Here is a 17,138-nt window from a genome sequence, read left to right as displayed (position 1 = left end):
AATGATTCCCGGTACTGCTGGCTTGATTGAACAACAAACAAACGTTTGAAATATTGTTTGATTCAAAAAAACCCGCTGGGGATGTTGTTTGAAAACAACAAGCTCAGCGGGACGAATTCAGGCGGTTCAGCGGCCCTCCCGTAAACGGTGCAAAACCGGTGCCAAAAATGACGCCGGCGTCAGCCAGATCGGCGTCGGCGACGATGCCTTCGGCGACCAGCCGCTGTGTGCGGTCAACCAGCGGTTGCACCAGTTTTTCGGCCAGGCCGGCCGGCACGGCAGCCGTCGCCCCCTTCTGCGGTCGACCCTGCTGCCAGGCATAAAACCCCTGGCCGCTTTTCTTGCCGAGCTGACCTTTCTCCACCCGCTGCAGCAGGCAGCGCGGCGCTTCGGCGCCGTCGGCGAGCTGCCGGCCGGCGGCCATGGCGATGTCCAGGCCGACAGTGTCGACCAGTTCGATCGGGCCCATCGGCATGCCGAAAGCCAGCATGGCTTCGTCCACCGTTTCCGGCGCGACGCCCTCGTCGACGGCGCGCATCGCCGCCAGCATGTAGGGCGCCAGCACCGCATTGACCAGGAAGCCCGGTGTGCTTTTCACCGGCAGCGGCAGCTTGTCGATCTGTTTGACGAAGGCGCAGGCGGCGCGCACGGCGGCCGGATCGGCGCCTTCGGCCTCGACGACCTCGACCAGCGGCATCATCGCCACCGGGTTGAAGAAGTGGATGCCGACCAGGCGCTCCGGCCGCGCCAGCGCCGTGCGCAGGTCTTCGAGCCTGAGGCTGGACGTGTTGCTGGCGAGGATGGCGCCCGGCTTCATGCGCGGTTCCAGCGAGCGGAACAGCGCGTGCTTGGCCTCGACGTTCTCGAAAATGGCCTCGATGACCACGTCGGCATGGGCGACGCCTGAGCCGGTCGGGTCGGGAATCAGCCGGTCGAAGGCGGCGCGTGCCTTGAGCGGTTCGCGCAGCTTCTTCTTGAACAACGTGTTGGCCCGCTGGATGGCCGGCGCGATGCGCTCCAGGCTCTGGTCCTGCAGCGTCACCGTCAGGCCGCGCAGCGCGCACCAGGCGGCGATGTCGCCGCCCATGACGCCGGCACCGATGACGTGTACGTGCTTCGTCGCAAAGTCACCATCCTTGCCGAAGCCCTTCAGGCGTTCCTGCAGGCGGAAGACGCGCAGCAGGTTCTTTGCCGTCGGCGAGGAGATGATGCGGTCGACCACCTCGGGCGCGGCCAGCGCGTTGCCGCCGTGCTGTTGCCACAGGTCGATGATCGCGTAGGGCGCCGGGTAATGTTCCGGCCGTGCCTTCCTGGCCACCTGTTTGCGCGCGCCGTTGGCGACGACGCTTTTCAGCGGACCGGCCAGCAGCTTCTGCATGAAGGGCAGCGGCCGGCGCGGCTGGTTCGACAGCAGCAGTTGCCGCGCCGCCATCTCCATAACGCGTGGCGGTACACAGTCGTCGACCAGCCCCATTTTCTTGGCTTTTTTGGCGTCGACCGTGCGACCGGTCAGCATCATGTCCAGCGCCGCCGCCGGGCCGACGCGCTGCGGCAGGCGCAGCATGCCGCCCCAGCCGGGGAAGATGCCGAGCATGACTTCCGGCAGCGCCATCTTCGTGCCCGGTTCATCGACGGCCAGGATGTAGCGGCAGGCCAGTGCCAGCTCCAGGCCGCCGCCAAGGCAGTGGCCGCGCACCAGCGCCAGCGTCGGGTACTTGACCGCCGCCAGCCGGTTGAACAGGTCCCAGCCGCGGGCGACCAGCGCCCTGCCCTTTTCCGGCGTGTCGAGTTGCGAGAATTCGCCGATATCGGCGCCGGCGATGAAACCGGCCGCCTTGGCCGAACGGACAATCAGGCCCTTGGGCGGATACAGTTCGAGCTGGTCGAGAATCTGCGCGAATTCGTCGGTGACTTCGGTGGACAGCGCGTTGGTCGACTCGCCAGCGCGGTCGAGCACGGCGACGACGATGCCACTGTCTTCCTTGTTCAGTTGCCAGTGTTTCATGCGCGGCCTCCGGGCTGAGTGGCCGCGTGGCGGCAAAATCCTGCGGTCGACCGCAAAAATAGGCAAAAAATAGTCATTGGCAGGCCTCCACCAGCATGGCGCCGCCCAGGCCGCCGCCGATGCAGATCGTCGCGACGCCGCGCTTGGCCTGGTTGCGCCGCAGCACGTGCAGCAGGTGCAACACGATGCGCGCGCCCGAGGCGCCGACCGGGTGGCCGATGGCCACGGCGCCGCCGTCGACGTTCAGACGGTCCTCGTCGATCTTGCCGAAGGCGCCCGGCAGATCGAGCTGCTCGCGGCAGTAGGCCTCGTCGTTCCAGGCCGCCTGGCAGCCGAGCACCTGCGCGGCGAAGGCTTCGTTGAGTTCCCAGTAATCGACGTCGGCCAGCGTCAGGCCGTGGCGCTGCAGCAGCGGCGTGGACGCATGCACCGGACCGAGGCCCATCTGTTCCGGTTCCAGCCCGGACCACTGGCTGTCGACGATCTTGCCGATGGGTTGCAGGCCCCATTGCTGCACCGCTTCTTCGGAAGCCAGCAGCACCCAGGCGGCGCCGTCGGTGATCTGCGAGCTGTTGGCGGCGGTGATGTTGCCGTATTTCTTGTCGAAGAACGGCTTGGGCTTGGCCATGCCGGCGAGGTCGGCATCGGCGCGCACGCCGTCGTCCTCGGCGTAGACCTTGCCGTCGCCATCGACCAGCGGGACGATTTCTTCCAGATGCCCGGCCTGCCGCCCGGCCATCGCACGCTGATGGCTGCGCACGGCGAATTCGTCCATCTGCTTGCGGTCGATGCCGAACTTCCAGGCCAGGTTTTCCGCCGTCTGGCCCATCAAGAGGCCGACGACCGGATCGGTCAGGCCCTTCATCAAACCAATCACCGGCTTTAGCAGTTCACCGAACGGCAATTTCAAAAAATGGCCGATTTTCTGGTTCACCGTGCGCATGGACATCATGCCGGCGAACCAGCGCACCATGGCGTCGGAGTACAGCAGCGGCGCCCGCGACAGCGCATCGACGCCGCCGGCCAGCACCAGCTCGGAACGCCCGCACTGGATGTTGGCGATGGCCGAATCGATGGCCTGCATGCCGGAAGCGCAGTTGCGCATGACCGTCCAGCCCGGCACCTTCTTGCCGCAGCCGAGACGCAGTGCGACCATGCGGCCGATGTTGGTTTCGTCCGGCGACGGCGCGGCACAGCCGAGGATGACCTCGTCGAGATCGCTCGGCGCGAAGGGCTGGCGCAGCAGCAAGGCGCGGCCGGCCTGCGTGGCGAGGTCGGAGGCGGCGAAGACGCCCGGCCCTTTCTGGGCCTTCAAAAATGGCGAGCGGGCGCCGTCCACCACGTAAATCGTTTTGCTCATGCTCACGCCGCCATCCGGCATTCGGCCGGCTTGTTGGCCGTCGCCACGCCGTAATCGAAGGGGAAATCATCGACATGCACGACGATGTCGCGCAGGTGGTTGCGCCGCTTCATCACCTCGTATTCGGCGGCGTTGATGACCCCAGCCTCGAAAGCAACGATGGCGATGTCACGGACATTGGCCTGCGGATTGCCGTCAAAGCGCCCATCCTTCTCGGCGGCGCGGATCTTGGCCTCGATCTGCTCGGCTTCCAGCGTTGCCTTCAGTGCCAGTTCGATGGCACCGACCGGCTCGTTTTCCTGGAGCGGCAGATAGCACTCGGCGGTCAGCCGGTCGCGCGTCGCCGACGGCGCGATCAGCGCCTTCGCCACCTGGTGGCCGACTTCGTCGGACGGCACGACATACGGGTGGCCCCAGGGGAAGATCAGGCGATTGACGGCGGCGGCAATGAAGCGCACCGGGAAATTGGCAATGACGCCGTCGAAGGCTTGCTGCGCCTTGTACATCGCGTCCCAGATCGCCCAGTGGGCGAGCGGCGCGTCTTCCTGCCTGCGGCCTTCGGCTTCGTAACGCTTGAGCGTGCAGGAAATCAGGTACATCTGGGCGAGGATGTCACCGAGGCGCGCCGACAGCTTTTCGCGGCGCTTGACGCTGCCGCCGAGGACCAGCAGCGAGACGTCGGAAAGGAAGGCAAAGGCGGCCGAGAAGCGCGTCAGTTGCTGGTAGTAACGCTTCATTTCCGGCGCCACGTCGGTGTTGACCGTGACGAAGTGCGAACCGGTCAGGCCCTGGCGGAAAGCGCGCCAGCCGTTCTTCATGGTGAAACCGATGTGGCCGAACAACGCCCGGTCGAAATCGACCAGCCCCTGGCGAACGTCCGGATTCTGCGCGGCGCGCATTTCCGGCAGCAAATACGGATGGCAGCGGATCGCACCCTGGCCGAAGATGATCAGCGAACGGGTCAGGATGTTGGCACCTTCGACAGTGATCGCCACCGGAATCTGCTGGTAGGCGCGGCCGAGGAAGTTCGACGGGCCAAGACAGATGCCCTTGCCGCCGATGACGTCCATGCCGTCATTGACGACGACGCGGGCGCGCTCGGTGACGTGGTACTTGGCAATCGCCGAGACCACCGACGGCTTCTCGCCAAGATCGACGGCGCCAGCCGTCATCTTGCGCACCGCGTCCATCATGTAGGTGTAGGCGCCGATGCGGGTCAGCGCTTCCTCGACACCTTCGAACTTGCCGACCGCCATCTTGAACTGCGAACGCACGCGGGCGTAACCGCCGACGGCGCGCGCCGTCATCTGCGCCATGCCGGTGTTCGACGACGGCAGCGAGATCGAGCGGCCGGCGGCCAGGCACTCCATCAGCATGCGCCAACCCTGCCCGGCCATCGCCGGGCCGCCGATGATGAAATCGAGCGGCATGAAGACTTCCTTGCCGCGCGTCGGGCCGTTCATGAACATGGCGTTGAGCGGGAAGTGGCGGCGACCGGTATCGACACCCGGATGATCGTAGGGCACCAGCGCGCAGGTGATGCCGATATGTTTCTTGTCGCCGAGCAGGCCGTCCGGATCATAAAGATGGAAGGCCAGGCCGAACACTGTACACACCGGTGCCAGCGTGATGTAGCGCTTGTCCCAGGAGACGCGCATGCCGAGCACTTCCTTGCCCTGGTAGATGCCCTTGCAGACGACGCCACTATCCGGAATCGACGCCGCATCGGAACCGGCCCACGGACTGGTCAGCGCGAAGGCCGGCACCTCGATGCCCTTGGCCAGACGCGGCAGGTAGTGGTTCTTCTGCGCTTCGGTACCGTAGTGCAGCAGCAGTTCGGCCGGGCCGAGCGAGTTCGGCACCATCACCGACACCGACAAGGCGGAGGAGCGCGTGGACAGCTTGGTCACCACCTGCGAATGGGCGTAGGCCGAGAACTCCAGGCCGCCGTACTTCTTCGGGATGATCATACCGAGGAAGCCCTTGTCCTTGATGTAGCGCCAGGCTTCGTGCGGCAGGTCGTAGAGCTCGTGGGTGACTTTCCAGTCATCGACCAGACGGCAGGCTTCCTCGCACTCCTTGTCGAGGAAGGATTGCTCCTCGGCGGTCAGCGTCGGCACCGGGTAGGCATGCAGCTTCCGCCAGTCCGGCTTGCCCTGGAACAACTCGCCTTCCCACCAGACGGTGCCGGCTTCGAGGGCGTCGCGCTCGGTGTCGGACATCTGCGGCAGGACCTTGCGGTAGGCGGAAAAAATGGACCGGGTGAGTAACGCGCGACGGAGCGCTGGCAGCGCCAGGATCAGCAGCACGGTGATCAGCAGGGCAAGCAGTCCGATCAGCAGGGTTTGCATGTTTGTCTCCTTTTTCAGGTCTTTTTTATCGATTTCTACGGTCGACCGCAGAAATTCATGAAAATTGCGGCAATGGCGCGCGCAGGCCGCCGATCAGGAAAGACATCAGGCGCGGCACCAGGCGATCGAGCCGGTCGACCGAGTCTTCGGCCTCGATCTGCCAGTCGGTGACCAGGCGCAGCGCATCGGTCCCGGCGATGGCGTAGGACGTGGCACCGAGCATGAAATGGAAGCGCCAGACGATCTCGGCCTTGGGCACCTCGGGCAGCGCGCGGAACAGCGCCTCTTTATAGCGATCCATCACGTGCTGGTATTCGTGCGCCAGAAAGGCGCGGATGAATTCCGACGGATCGGTCAGCGTACGACCGAGCAGGCGCAGGAAAGTCATGCCGCCCCGCGATTTGTCGTCGGCCATGCGCAGCAAGGTGCCGAAAAAGGCATCGACGATCAGCGACGGTTTCACTGGCTGGCCGGCGGCTTCGGCTTCCAGGTGGTCGAGCACGCGCATCCGTTCGTCGTTCAGCCAGTCGAGCCGCCGCCGGAAGACCTCCTGCATCAGCGACTCCTTGGAGCCGAAGTGATAGTTCACCGCCGCCAGATTGACGTTGGCTTCGCTGGTGATCTGACGCATCGACGTGCCGTCGTAGCCGTGCGCCATGAACAGGCGCTCGGCGGTATCCAGAATGCGTTCGCGGGTATCGATGTTGCGGACTTCGGCCATGCTTTCCTCAAGTGATTCATACGTTCGTTTGAATCATAGGAAAAGCAGCCCGGCAACGCAAGCCCTTTCGCTCAGAAATTTCGTTGCCTGATGAAAGCCAGCACCTCATCGGCCGGCAGCGGCTTGCTGAACAGATAACCTTGAACCAGATCGCAACCCTTGTTCTTCAGGTAGGCCAGCTGGGCTTCGGTCTCGACGCCTTCGGCGATCAGCCGCAGCCCGAGGTTGTGGGCAAGACCGATGGTTGCATCGCAGATGACCTGACCATCGATGTCCTGGCCGATTTCCTCGACGAAGCTGCGATCCAGCTTCAGATGATCGAGGGCGAACATGCGCAGGTAACTCAGCGACGAATAGCCGGTACCGAAATCATCCAGCGCCAGCGTCACGCCCATGTCGTGCAGGACATCGAGTGCACGCACGGTTTCATCCGGCTGCTCCATCGCCACCGATTCGGTGATCTCGAACATCAGATCGCCCGGATTCAGCGCAAACGCCTCGATGGCCCCCCTGGCCAGTACCGGCAGGTTGCCATTGCGCATCTGCACTGCCGAGATATTGATGCCCATGCGGACATCGTCGATTCCGGCCGCCCGGAAATCGGCCAACTGGCGACAGGCCGCCCAGAACACCCATTCACCCAGCGGCTGGATCAACCCGGTTTCTTCCGCCACACCGATGAACACGCCCGGCGGCAACAGGCCACGCTCGGGATGCTGCCAGCGAACCAGGGCCTCGACGCCTTCCACCCGGCCGCTGCGGACGTCGATGACCGGCTGGAAATGCAACCGGAACTCGTCCCGCCCGAGGGCCTGGCGCAGCGCATGCTCGATGCTCAGTCGCTCCAGCGCTGCATCGTTCATCCGCGCGTCGAAGAACTGGAAGTTGTTCCGTCCCGCCGTCTTGGCGTGATACATCGCCGCATCGGCATTCTTCATCAAGGCATCGCCGTCGTTGCCGTCGACCGGGAAAATGGCAATGCCGATGCTCGGCGTTGCATACAGCGTATGGCCGGACACCACGTAAGGCTCGCCGAGGCTGCCGATCAGCTTTTCGGCGATCAGCGCAACAGCGCTGGTGTGCTCGATGTTGCACAGCATGACCACGAATTCGTCACCGCCGAGGCGGGCCACCACATCGCTTTCGCGAACGCCGGAACGCAGGCGATTGGCCACCTGGATCAGCAGTTCGTCACCAACGTGATGCCCCAATGTGTCGTTGATCACCTTGAAACGATCGAGATCAATGAACATCAACGCCAGACGGCCGCCCTGCCGACGACTGACGGCCAGCGTATGGTCGAGGCTGTCCTTCAGGCTGAAACGGTTGTAGAGACCGGTCAGCATGTCGTGGTGCGCCATGTGGTGCAGTTTGGCCTCGGCCGCTCGCTCCGCTGAGATATCGGTGAAATGTGCGATGTAGTGACGGACACCGCCATCCTTGTTGCGAATGACGGAAATCGACAGCCATTTGGGGTAGACCGCGCCATCCTTGCGTCGATCCCAGACCTCGCCCTGCCAGAACCCGGTCTCACGGATCGCCGTCCACATCCGCTCGTACTCGGCCTCGCTGGTCCGGCCGGCGGAAAGCACCCGGGGATTGCTGCCGCGCACCTCGTCGAGCACATAACCGGTCAGCCGGGTGAAGGCCGGATTGACGGCGACGATGTTGTTGTTCTGATCGGTGATCACGATGGCTTCACCGCTGTACTCGAACACGCTGCCCAGCAGCTCCATCTGGGATTCCATGCGGCGCAGGTCGGTGATGTCCTGCGTGGTGCCGATCGTCCGCAAGGGATTGCCGGCATCGTCGTACTGGGTTTCCCCACGCTCCCGGATCACCTTGATCCGCCCGTCGGGCATGATCATGCGATGTTCCACCTCGTAGGCCTGGCGATGTTTCAAGGCCCAGCGATAGGCATCGTCGACCCGCTGCCGGTCCTCCGGGTGAATGCTGTCGAGAAAGCGTTGATAGCTGTAGGGACCGAGCGCCGGATCGGTCTCGAATATCCGGTACAACTCGTCCGACCAGATAAGCCGACCCGCCGGAATATCCAGCGCCCAACTGCCTACCTGAGCCAGCCGCTGGGCTTCGCGAAGCTGGCGGCGATGCGTCTTCAACTCGTCAAGCGCCCGCCGCTCCTGACGCAGCACCCGCGCCATCCAGACGACCAGCCCGGCCAGCGCGACAAACAGGACGATGCCGACGAAACTCGACAGCAACACACGGTTGCGCCAATCCGGCAATCCATCGGCACGCGATACGCCGACGACAATCTCGAAGGGATAGGCCGCCAGACGTCTGAACGCCAGCACATGCGCGCCGGCATCGTCCCCCTGCCCCACGGAGCGCAGCACTCCGGCATGCTCGCCGCGGGCGATCCGTCCGGCCAGTTCTTGCGGGTCGGGCTGGGCGCCATCATGCAGACCGGGACGCGATGGCTGCCGGACCAGCAGTTCGTGCTCGCCGCCCAGGATGGCGATGAAGCCGGCCGGTCGCTCACGCAGCGTTTCCATCCGCTGTTCGAGATAAGCGATATCGATGGCAGCCGCCACCACGCCGGCAAAATCCCCGCCGGCATCGCGCAAGGCACGGGCCGCGACGAAGGTATGCCGACCGTTCATCCGCGAGGCAACCGCACCGGAAAAAACCAGTCTGTCGCCGGAAGACTCCTGCAATTCCCGGAAATACCCCCGGTCCGCAAGTTGAATGTACGCCCCCTCGCCGGCCAGCAAGCTGACCCGCCCTTCGCGATCCATGACCCGGAGATTGGAAAGCTCGGGAAAGCCCTTCAGCAAGGCGCCCATTTCCTGTTCGAAAAGGGCACGTCCAGCTTCATCGTGACCGGCCAGCAGCTGGGGCAATTGCTTGCGCGTGGCAACCAGGCCCAGGGTGGCGTCAATCCGGCGCAAGGTCGCATCGAAATAAGTCTCGAAAGCCAGCGATTGCGCAAGCGCCCGCTTGCCGGCTTCGTCCGCAGCGTCCCGGTAAGACGTCCACAGAACATAGGCAAGCAGCATGAAACCGCCCACCACCAGCGCAGCGAGCAAGCCCCAGAGACGGCGATCAATACGGATTTTCAGCCAGGTCGGCAACACCTTGAATCTTCCCAGGAATTGGCGCCCCCATTCTGCGCAACGAACCGGCAAAGATCAATCACGGTCGACCCGGTTTTCGGGGGGATTTCTGGGCGTAGCAAAGAAAGCGGCAACGAACCGGCTGCGCGGACTTTCGCTCGAGATAGGTCTCGACCCGCTCGTCCAGCACCTGCCATTCGTGCAGCGGAATCTCCTGGGGAAACAGGGTATCGCCCGAAAACTCGCGTTCGATGCGAGTCAGATAAAAGCGCTGACAATACGGCCAGGCTGCCCGATAGACCGATGCTCCGCCAATCACGAACACTGCTTTCCCCGTTGCCAGCGCCGCCAGCAACGCTGTTTCGACGGACGACTCGCGCCGACAACCGGTGCGCGGCACCCAATCATCCCTCGACGAAATGACGAAGGTATCCGGCGGCACTTCGGGCATCGATTCATAGGTCAGCCGGCCGACGACCAAGGCGGCACCGGCTACGGTGCGCTCGAAATACGCCAGTTCTTCGGGAATATCCCAAGGCAGCCAGTTTTCCAGCCCAAGCATGCCGTTGGCCGAAACAGCGGCAATCGCGGCAATCACGAACGCATCTTCCGCCAGCGCTCGCGCGTCAGCCTCAGCGAAATCGCCGGCATCCCCTGGCCGTTATAAACATGGGGCTTGTGCATTGAAACGAAAGCGGAACTGACGATGGAAATGGAAAAGATGGCATCCATGACCTTCAGGATGCTCGATTCCAGACATTCGGCATGCGGGTCGGCCTCAAGGGCGCGGATGGCCAGGAAGATCACTTCATAGTCGACGACTTCGCGAATGTCGTGCGGATTCCCGACCGATTCGATCGGCGCCCAGGCATCGGCATGCACGATGACGGCCTGCGGCCCATGCTGTTCAAGCGGATTGCAACCAGTCCGCAACTGGATGGTCGCATCCACCGATGCACACCAGTGATTGTCCTGCATTTTTTCCTCGACAGACGGTCGACCGCAAGTCTGCGGCCAGACGAAAAAAAAGCGCTTGCGCGCCGCGGGAAAACGATATTTCAGGCAACTCAGGCGGTCACGTCGATCAATGCCCCCGCCGAACCCTGCGACTCGGACACCCCGGCACTGCCCGAGGTTCCCGACGCTGAATAAACCCCGCTCGACAGATCGCTGACCACCTTGCCAATCTGGGTCCGCATTTCTCCCAGTCCCTGCTGAACTTCGTTCAGCGAGGCCAAGGCAACGGTATTGCGCTTGGCCGACGAAGCATCGTTCTGCGCCTGATCCGAGCGGACATTCAGGTCGCGGGCCCTGGCCTGAGCCTGATCAGCTTCGCCCTGGGCATTCTGGGCCTCGGCTCGCAGTGAACGCGCACGCTGCTCGGCCTGCTCGGCACTACGCTGAGCCTGCTGTTGCTGCATCTGGCCCCAGACAGCAGCGCCGGCCGTCGACGCACTGGAAATCATGATGCGCCCCTGGAATCCCGAAACCTCAGGCCGTCACGTTGATCGTCGTGCCCGTCTGCTGTCCTTGGGCGTTCGTGACCGGACGTGCGGTGGACTCGGTCTGCTCGACAGGGCGTTCCTGACGTTGCTGTTCGCGACGCTCGACCTGCTGCTGCTCCTGAGCGGCAGGCTGGGGGCGGGCCGATTGAACGGTGTTGTTGCTGTAGGCGCCGGATGCGCCAACGGATGCGACTTCCATGATTGCCTCCACAAAACCTGAAAACACACTTTGACTTTACACCATTTCCGGAATCTTGCCAGCCGCGAGTCACTTTGCGGCTGGCGGATTCAGGCACTGATCGAAGCTTCCAGATGCTTGACCAAGGATCGCAATTCGACGGAAGTATCCCGCAGGTCGCGGGTTGCTGTGCCAACGGTGGAAATTTCGTGGCTACTCGTTTCCACCGACGATGAAATCTCTTCCATGGAATTGGCGATTTGATGCGACGCGGCAGACTGCTCTTCAAGCATCAGCGTGATCTCCTGCGCGAATTTTGTCGCCTGTCGGCTGGCTTCCTGAATCAACGCCAGATGCCCGCCGTTTTCCTCGATGGCTTCGCGACTCATCGTCGCATTGCTCACCACCTGACGCATGGTTTCGACCGCCACTTCCGATTGCCGGGAAATGTCCGACACCAGCCGGCCGATTTCCAGCGTACTGGTCGCCGTTCTTTCGGCCAGCGTGCGCACCTCGTCGGCCACCACCGCAAATCCCCGCCCCTGATCGCCGGCCCGCGCAGCCTCGATTGCGGCGTTCAACGCCAGCAAGTTCGTCTGATCGGCGATATCCCGAATGATCTGCGACACACGCGTGATTCCTTGAATCGACGTATTGACTTCGCCTATCCGGGCCTGCGACTGTTCGACCGTTGCCGTCACCTGATGACTCAGACGCACCCCCTCATTCATGCTGTTCATGCTCGACGTCGATTCGGTCTCGGTATGCGTGGCAGCATCCAGAGACAACTGCGTGTTGCTCGATATTTCGTTGATCGAGACGCTCATCTGCTCCATGGTCGCAGCCATCTGCATGATGCGTTCCCGCTGCCGCCCGGACTCGGCAATCAGTGTCGCCATCGCCGAATCCAGGCTGTGCGCCCGATCTTCAACCGCCCGTGCGGAAACCAGCACATCGGCAAAGATGGCACGCAGATGAATGCGTGTCGCCTCGAGTTGCGCCGACAGACCATCCAGAAAACCACCGAGCCGGATCGGACGATCCAGTTTGCCTTCGTCGAGTTGCCGAACTGCGGTGGATACATTGTTCAATGGCCGGAACAACTGAAACTCACAAACAACGGCAAGTAGCGGAAAACTCAATGCAGCCGCAACACCGCCCAGCATCGCTGCACCCTGCCCCAGCGCCGCCGCCACAACGGCACTGGCGCCGCCGGCCAGGCAAATCGCAAACACGCCACGCCGCAAGCCGTTGAATGACCTCGGCAGACGCGTCGCCGGCAACATCCCCCGACCTGCGCGCAGTTCGGCATACAGACGTTCCGCGGCATCCACCTGCTGACGTTCCGGCGTACTACGGACCGACATGAAGCCGACGATCCTGCCGTCTTCGGTAATCGGCGTGACGAACGCTTCCACCCAGTAATAATCGCCGCCTTTCGTGCGGTTCTTGACCAGACCGCGCCACGGCGCCCCCAGGCGGATCACTCGCCATAGATCGGCAAAAGCTTCGGACGGCATGTCAGGATGCCTGACGATATTGTGATTCGCTCCGATCAGCTCCTCCCGGGAGAAACCGCTGATCCGGACGAAAGAGTCGTTCGCATAGATGATCCGCCCTTGCAGATCGGTTTTCGTCACGATGGGCTTACCCGGTTCGAGGAAGCATTCCACAGGAAGATGTGCAACCTTGGCGTCCATTTTTGGCTCCAAAATTCATCAAAAACAACAAATATTATTGTTGATTTTTTGATTTTCGCCAATTAATTTTTGCAATTCAATATACTATTGCCATAGAAAATGACATGAGAAAACCCAAATAAACAGGGGCGAGGCCCAGCACGCAGTTACCGGACATGTTCAGCGAAACCAGATCAACCAGGAGGCTTTCGGACACCATGCAGGAGCCAATCTCGCCAAGGAAATTCGCTATTGCGCCTTCACTTCAGTTTGCTGAATCGAGCAAGAGAAAGGGGTGCAGGAACCCCCTGGCGACACCAGCAAAACAAGTGAACGGCAAACAAAAAACCCGCCGAGCCAATAGCTGAGCGGGTCCAAATCAATTCTCAAGAAGGTGTCCCTGGTGGGCGGTACTGGGATCGAACCAGTGACCCCTGCCGTGTGAAGGCAGTGCTCTACCGCTGAGCTAACCGCCCCCTTGAGAGGCGCGCATTTAACCACAAGACGGCGGGCCGGTCAAACCCTGCGTCGGCTAGAATAGCGATCTTTTCACGTAATCACAGAACGCCTCATGAAGCCCGTCCGTACCCGTTTCGCTCCCAGCCCCACCGGTTACCTGCATATCGGCGGTGCCCGCACCGCGCTGTTCTCGTGGGCCTACGCCCGTCGTCATGGCGGCACTTTCGTGTTGCGTATCGAGGATACTGACGTCGCCCGTTCGACGCCCGAAGCGGTGCAGGCGATTATCGACGGCATGGCCTGGCTGGAACTGACGCACGACGAAGGCCCGTTTTATCAGATGCAGCGGATGGACCGCTACAAGGCGGTGATCCAGGAGATGCTGGCGGCCGGCACGGCTTATTACTGCTACACGACGCGCGAGGAACTCGACGCGCTGCGTGCCGAACAGGAAGCGCGCAAGGAAAAACCACGCTACGACGGACGCTGGCGTCCGGAGGCCGGCAAGACGCTGCCGACGCCACCGGCCGACATGCCGCCGGTGATCCGCTTCAAGAATCCCAAGGACGGCGTCGTCGCCTGGGATGATGCGGTCAAGGGCCGCATCGAGATCGCCAATGCCGAGCTCGACGACCTGATCATCGCCCGCGCCGACGGCACGCCGACCTACAACTTCTGCGTTTGCGTCGACGACTGGGACATGGGTATCACGCACGTCATCCGCGGCGACGACCATGTCAACAACACGCCGCGCCAGATCAACATTCTCAAGGCGCTGGGCGCCGAGGTGCCGACCTATGCTCACCTGTCGATGATCCTCGGCGACGACGGCGCCAAGCTATCGAAGCGCCACGGCGCGGTGTCGGTGATGCAGTACGACGAGGACGGTTTCCTGCCCGAGGCGGTGATCAACTACCTGGCCCGCCTCGGCTGGTCGCACGGCGACGACGAAGTCTTCTCGCGCCAGCAGTTCGTCGAGTGGTTCGATCTCGATCACATCACCGCTTCTGCCGCTCAGTTCAACACCGAAAAACTGTTGTGGCTGAACCAGCAATACATGAAGGCGCTGCCGGCCGCGACGCTGGCAGAAAAGGTCAAGCCGCGCCTGACGGCACGCGGCATCGACAGCAGTACCGGTGCAGATCTGGAAAAAGCCGTCGCGCTCTATGTCGACCGCAGCAATACGCTGAACGCGCTGGCCGATGCGATTGCGGTGTTCTACCAGCCAGTGGCGCCGTCGGCCGAATTGCTGGCTCAACACCTGACCGACGAAACCCGCCCGGCACTGGCCGACTTCGCCGCCGGCATCGCTGCGGTCGACTGGGAAATTCCGGCCATTTCGGCATTGATCAAGGAAACCATCGGCAAGCACGGCCTGAAAATGCCCAAGCTGGCCATGCCGTTGCGTGCCATCCTCGTCGGCCAGACGCAGACACCGTCGGTCGATGCAGTGATCGAACTGATCGGTCGGGATGCCGTGCTGACCGCCCTGAAAAAATATCTCTGAAAAACGTGAAAGGCCCTTTACAAGGGGAAAGTCGGTCCCTATAATGCGGCCTTCTTTCGCGGCGGGGGTATAGCTCAGCTGGGAGAGCGCTTGCATGGCATGCAAGAGGTCAGCGGTTCGATCCCGCTTACCTCCACCAAAGCGCGAAAGAAAACGTCCGGGTCCCCATCGTCTAGAGGCCTAGGACACCGCCCTTTCACGGCGGTAACCGGGGTTCGAATCCCCGTGGGGACGCCAAGAATTTGGTAGCAACAGGTTAAAGTGCGGAGTGGTAGTTCAGTCGGTTAGAATACCGGCCTGTCACGCCGGGGGTCGCGGGTTCGAGTCCCGTCCACTCCGCCAGTTTCACCGAAACCGGAAGTTTCCGGTTTTTTTTTCGGGTCGACCGCAAAAGCGATCGCCCCGGAAGCAGAAGGTTCGGCTGTTCTCCGTTGGGGGTATAGCTCAGCTGGGAGAGCGCTTGCATGGCATGCAAGAGGTCAGCGGTTCGATCCCGCTTACCTCCACCAGGCAACCGAACCGACAAGTTGCAGAAGTCCGGGTCCCCATCGTCTAGAGGCCTAGGACACCGCCCTTTCACGGCGGTAACCGGGGTTCGAATCCCCGTGGGGACGCCAGCAGGTCAAAGCGCGGAGTGGTAGTTCAGTCGGTTAGAATACCGGCCTGTCACGCCGGGGGTCGCGGGTTCGAGTCCCGTCCACTCCGCCAACCCTTAAAAAAAACCAGCTTCGGCTGGTTTTTTTCTTTTCATCTCCCGTTTTCTCCCTAGGCGGGGCAGCAGGGATCGCTGCCCGGTTATAATCGCCCCTTCGCCCGTTTTCCGAAAGCGTCAGGAGCCCCGCCCATGCCGTCATCCCACGTTCGGTCGCTGCACCGTTATCTGACCGGACTCTGCCTGGGATTCCTGCTGCTGGCGACCGGCCCGGCCCGAGCCGACCTTGAGCTCCGCGCCCAGGCCACCTTCGACAGCCTGCTCAAATCGATGCCGCCGTCCGCCGGCGAAGGCCTGGTCGTTCAGGAACTGCCGGTCGTCCCGATCCTGCCCAGCACGATCGATCTGACCGCCCAGACCAGCAATCTGTGGGAGCGCATCCGCAACGGCTTTGCGATGATCAACCTGAACGACGATCTGGTGCTCTACTATCAGCAGTACTACCAGAACCGTCCGGAAGCGCTGCGCCGGATGATCGAGCGCAGCCGGCCTTACCTGCACCACATCGTCGAGGAACTGGAAACCCGCGGCATGCCGACCGAACTGGCGCTGCTGCCGATGGTCGAGAGCTCTTTCAATCCGATGGCCAATTCGCCGGCCAAGGCCTCCGGCCTGTGGCAGTTCATTCCCTCGACCGGCAAACGCTTCAACCTTGAACAGAACTGGTGGAACGACGATCGGCGCGACATCGTCGCCTCGACCAACGCCGCCCTCGACTATCTGCAGACCATCTACGACATGCACGGCGACTGGCACCTCGCGCTGGCTTCGTACAACTGGGGCGAAGGCGCGGTCAAACGGGCGATCGAGAAGAACGAGGCGCGCGGCCTGCCGACCGACTACCCGAACCTGACGATGCCGAACGAGACGCGGCACTATGTCCCCAAGCTGCAGGCGCTGAAGAACATCCTCGGCAATCCCGTCACCTTCGCCCGTCTCGGCCTGCCGGACATCGCCAACGAGCCTTATTTCACGACTTTCTCGACGCACCGGCCGATGGATGTGGCCACCGTCGCCCGGCTGGCCGACATGTCGCTCGACGAGTTCCGCCGGCTGAATCCGTCGCACAACCGGCCGATCATCAAGCCGGACACCGCGGTCGTGCTGCCCACCGACCGCGTCGCGCTGTTCCGCCGCAACCTGCAGAGCACCGATGCCCCGCTGACCCAGTGGCAGGCCTATGCCGTCAAATCGACCGAGCGCGTGGACCAGATCGCCGCCCGCTTCAACATTTCGACCAGCGAACTGATCCGCGCCAACAGCCTGCCCGGTAACGTCCGCCTGGCCGCCGGATCGAAGCTGCTGGTGCCGGGACACGGCAACCAGGAAAGCCTGCAGCGCATGCTCGGCATGGAATCGTCGCCGGCCATCATCCAGCCCGAACCCGCGCCACGCGGCAAGAAGGGCAAGGCCACCGCCAGGGACGGCAAGGGCAAAGGCAAGGTCGCTGCCAAGGAAAGCCCGGCGGGCAAAGCGAAAACCGCCGGCAGCAAATCTGCCGCCAGCGGCAAGTCGGCCGCAAGCCCCAAGCCGGCCGCCAAGAAGAGCGCCGACAAGAAACCCGTCAAGCGGAAATAAGCGCCC

12 protein-coding genes and 7 tRNA genes are annotated in these 17,138 nt (G+C 62.7%); 8 read left to right on the top strand and 11 right to left on the bottom strand.

All coding sequences use genetic code 11. The annotated features are described in order from the left end of the window. Positions 1-103: 103 nt before the first annotated feature. From L0962_RS10375 to L0962_RS10325, 11 genes are all read right to left on the bottom strand, one after another. Positions 104-2,005: a 3-hydroxyacyl-CoA dehydrogenase NAD-binding domain-containing protein gene (locus L0962_RS10375; protein WP_234086352.1), complete on the bottom strand. Its 1,902-nt coding sequence runs from the start codon at positions 2,003-2,005 to the stop codon at positions 104-106. A gap of 73 nt (positions 2,006-2,078) precedes the next feature. Further along, on the bottom strand, positions 2,079-3,365 hold the full coding sequence (locus L0962_RS10370) for an acetyl-CoA C-acetyltransferase (protein ID WP_234086351.1): 1,287 nt from the start codon (positions 3,363-3,365) through the stop codon (positions 2,079-2,081). Positions 3,366-3,367: 2 nt separating this feature from the next. Next, entirely contained in the window at positions 3,368-5,716 is a 2,349-nt protein-coding gene (locus tag L0962_RS10365; protein WP_234086350.1) for an acyl-CoA dehydrogenase, read from the bottom strand. Positions 5,717-5,771: 55 nt separating this feature from the next. Beyond that, positions 5,772-6,437, bottom strand: a complete 666-nt coding sequence (locus L0962_RS10360) for a TetR/AcrR family transcriptional regulator (protein ID WP_234086349.1) — start codon at positions 6,435-6,437, stop codon at positions 5,772-5,774. Between the two features lie 71 nt (positions 6,438-6,508). Then, complete coding sequence (locus L0962_RS10355; protein WP_234086348.1) at positions 6,509-9,535, bottom strand: EAL domain-containing protein; 3,027 nt, start codon at positions 9,533-9,535, stop codon at positions 6,509-6,511. Positions 9,536-9,593: 58 nt separating this feature from the next. Beyond that, positions 9,594-10,112 (bottom strand): dihydrofolate reductase, encoded by a 519-nt coding sequence (locus L0962_RS10350; RefSeq protein WP_234086347.1) that lies wholly within the window; start codon positions 10,110-10,112, stop codon positions 9,594-9,596. Continuing rightward, on the bottom strand, positions 10,109-10,492 hold the full coding sequence (locus L0962_RS10345) for a dihydroneopterin aldolase (protein WP_234086346.1): 384 nt from the start codon (positions 10,490-10,492) through the stop codon (positions 10,109-10,111). Before L0962_RS10345 ends, L0962_RS10350 begins: the two co-directional genes overlap by 4 nt. Before the next feature lie 89 nt (positions 10,493-10,581). Beyond that, positions 10,582-10,980, bottom strand: coding sequence for a hypothetical protein (locus L0962_RS10340; RefSeq protein ID WP_234086345.1), 399 nt, complete (start codon positions 10,978-10,980; stop codon positions 10,582-10,584). Between the two features lie 25 nt (positions 10,981-11,005). Then, complete coding sequence (locus tag L0962_RS10335) at positions 11,006-11,218, bottom strand: hypothetical protein (protein ID WP_234086344.1); 213 nt, start codon at positions 11,216-11,218, stop codon at positions 11,006-11,008. Between the two features lie 89 nt (positions 11,219-11,307). Next, on the bottom strand, positions 11,308-12,897 hold the full coding sequence (locus tag L0962_RS10330; protein ID WP_234086343.1) for a PAS domain-containing methyl-accepting chemotaxis protein: 1,590 nt from the start codon (positions 12,895-12,897) through the stop codon (positions 11,308-11,310). A 380-nt stretch (positions 12,898-13,277) separates the two neighbouring features. Beyond that, a tRNA-Val gene (locus tag L0962_RS10325) sits at positions 13,278-13,352 on the bottom strand. 95 nt (positions 13,353-13,447) lie between these two features. Here L0962_RS10325 and gltX point away from each other — a divergent pair. The 8 genes from gltX to L0962_RS10285 all read left to right on the top strand — a co-directional run bounded on the left by gltX (position 13,448) and on the right by L0962_RS10285 (position 17,132). Beyond that, the gene (gene gltX, locus L0962_RS10320) at positions 13,448-14,842 is read left to right on the top strand and encodes a glutamate--tRNA ligase (protein ID WP_234086342.1); all 1,395 of its coding nucleotides are present in this window, start codon (positions 13,448-13,450) and stop codon (positions 14,840-14,842) included. Positions 14,843-14,905: 63 nt separating this feature from the next. Further along, positions 14,906-14,981, top strand: a tRNA-Ala gene (locus tag L0962_RS10315). Between the two features lie 22 nt (positions 14,982-15,003). After that, positions 15,004-15,079 (top strand) — tRNA-Glu (locus tag L0962_RS10310). A 28-nt stretch (positions 15,080-15,107) separates the two neighbouring features. Next, positions 15,108-15,184, top strand: a tRNA-Asp gene (locus tag L0962_RS10305). A gap of 91 nt (positions 15,185-15,275) precedes the next feature. Beyond that, positions 15,276-15,351, top strand: a tRNA-Ala gene (locus tag L0962_RS10300). Positions 15,352-15,383: 32 nt separating this feature from the next. Beyond that, a tRNA-Glu gene (locus L0962_RS10295) sits at positions 15,384-15,459 on the top strand. A gap of 14 nt (positions 15,460-15,473) precedes the next feature. After that, a tRNA-Asp gene (locus tag L0962_RS10290) sits at positions 15,474-15,550 on the top strand. A 136-nt stretch (positions 15,551-15,686) separates the two neighbouring features. Continuing rightward, the gene (locus L0962_RS10285) at positions 15,687-17,132 is read left to right on the top strand and encodes a transglycosylase SLT domain-containing protein (protein WP_234086341.1); all 1,446 of its coding nucleotides are present in this window, start codon (positions 15,687-15,689) and stop codon (positions 17,130-17,132) included. Positions 17,133-17,138 lie beyond the last annotated feature (6 nt).

The sequence above is a fragment of the Azonexus sp. R2A61 genome, assembly GCF_021401135.1.
Taxonomy (GTDB): Bacteria; Pseudomonadota; Gammaproteobacteria; order Burkholderiales; family Rhodocyclaceae; genus Azonexus.
This window is presented reverse-complemented; position numbering and strand designations above follow the sequence as displayed.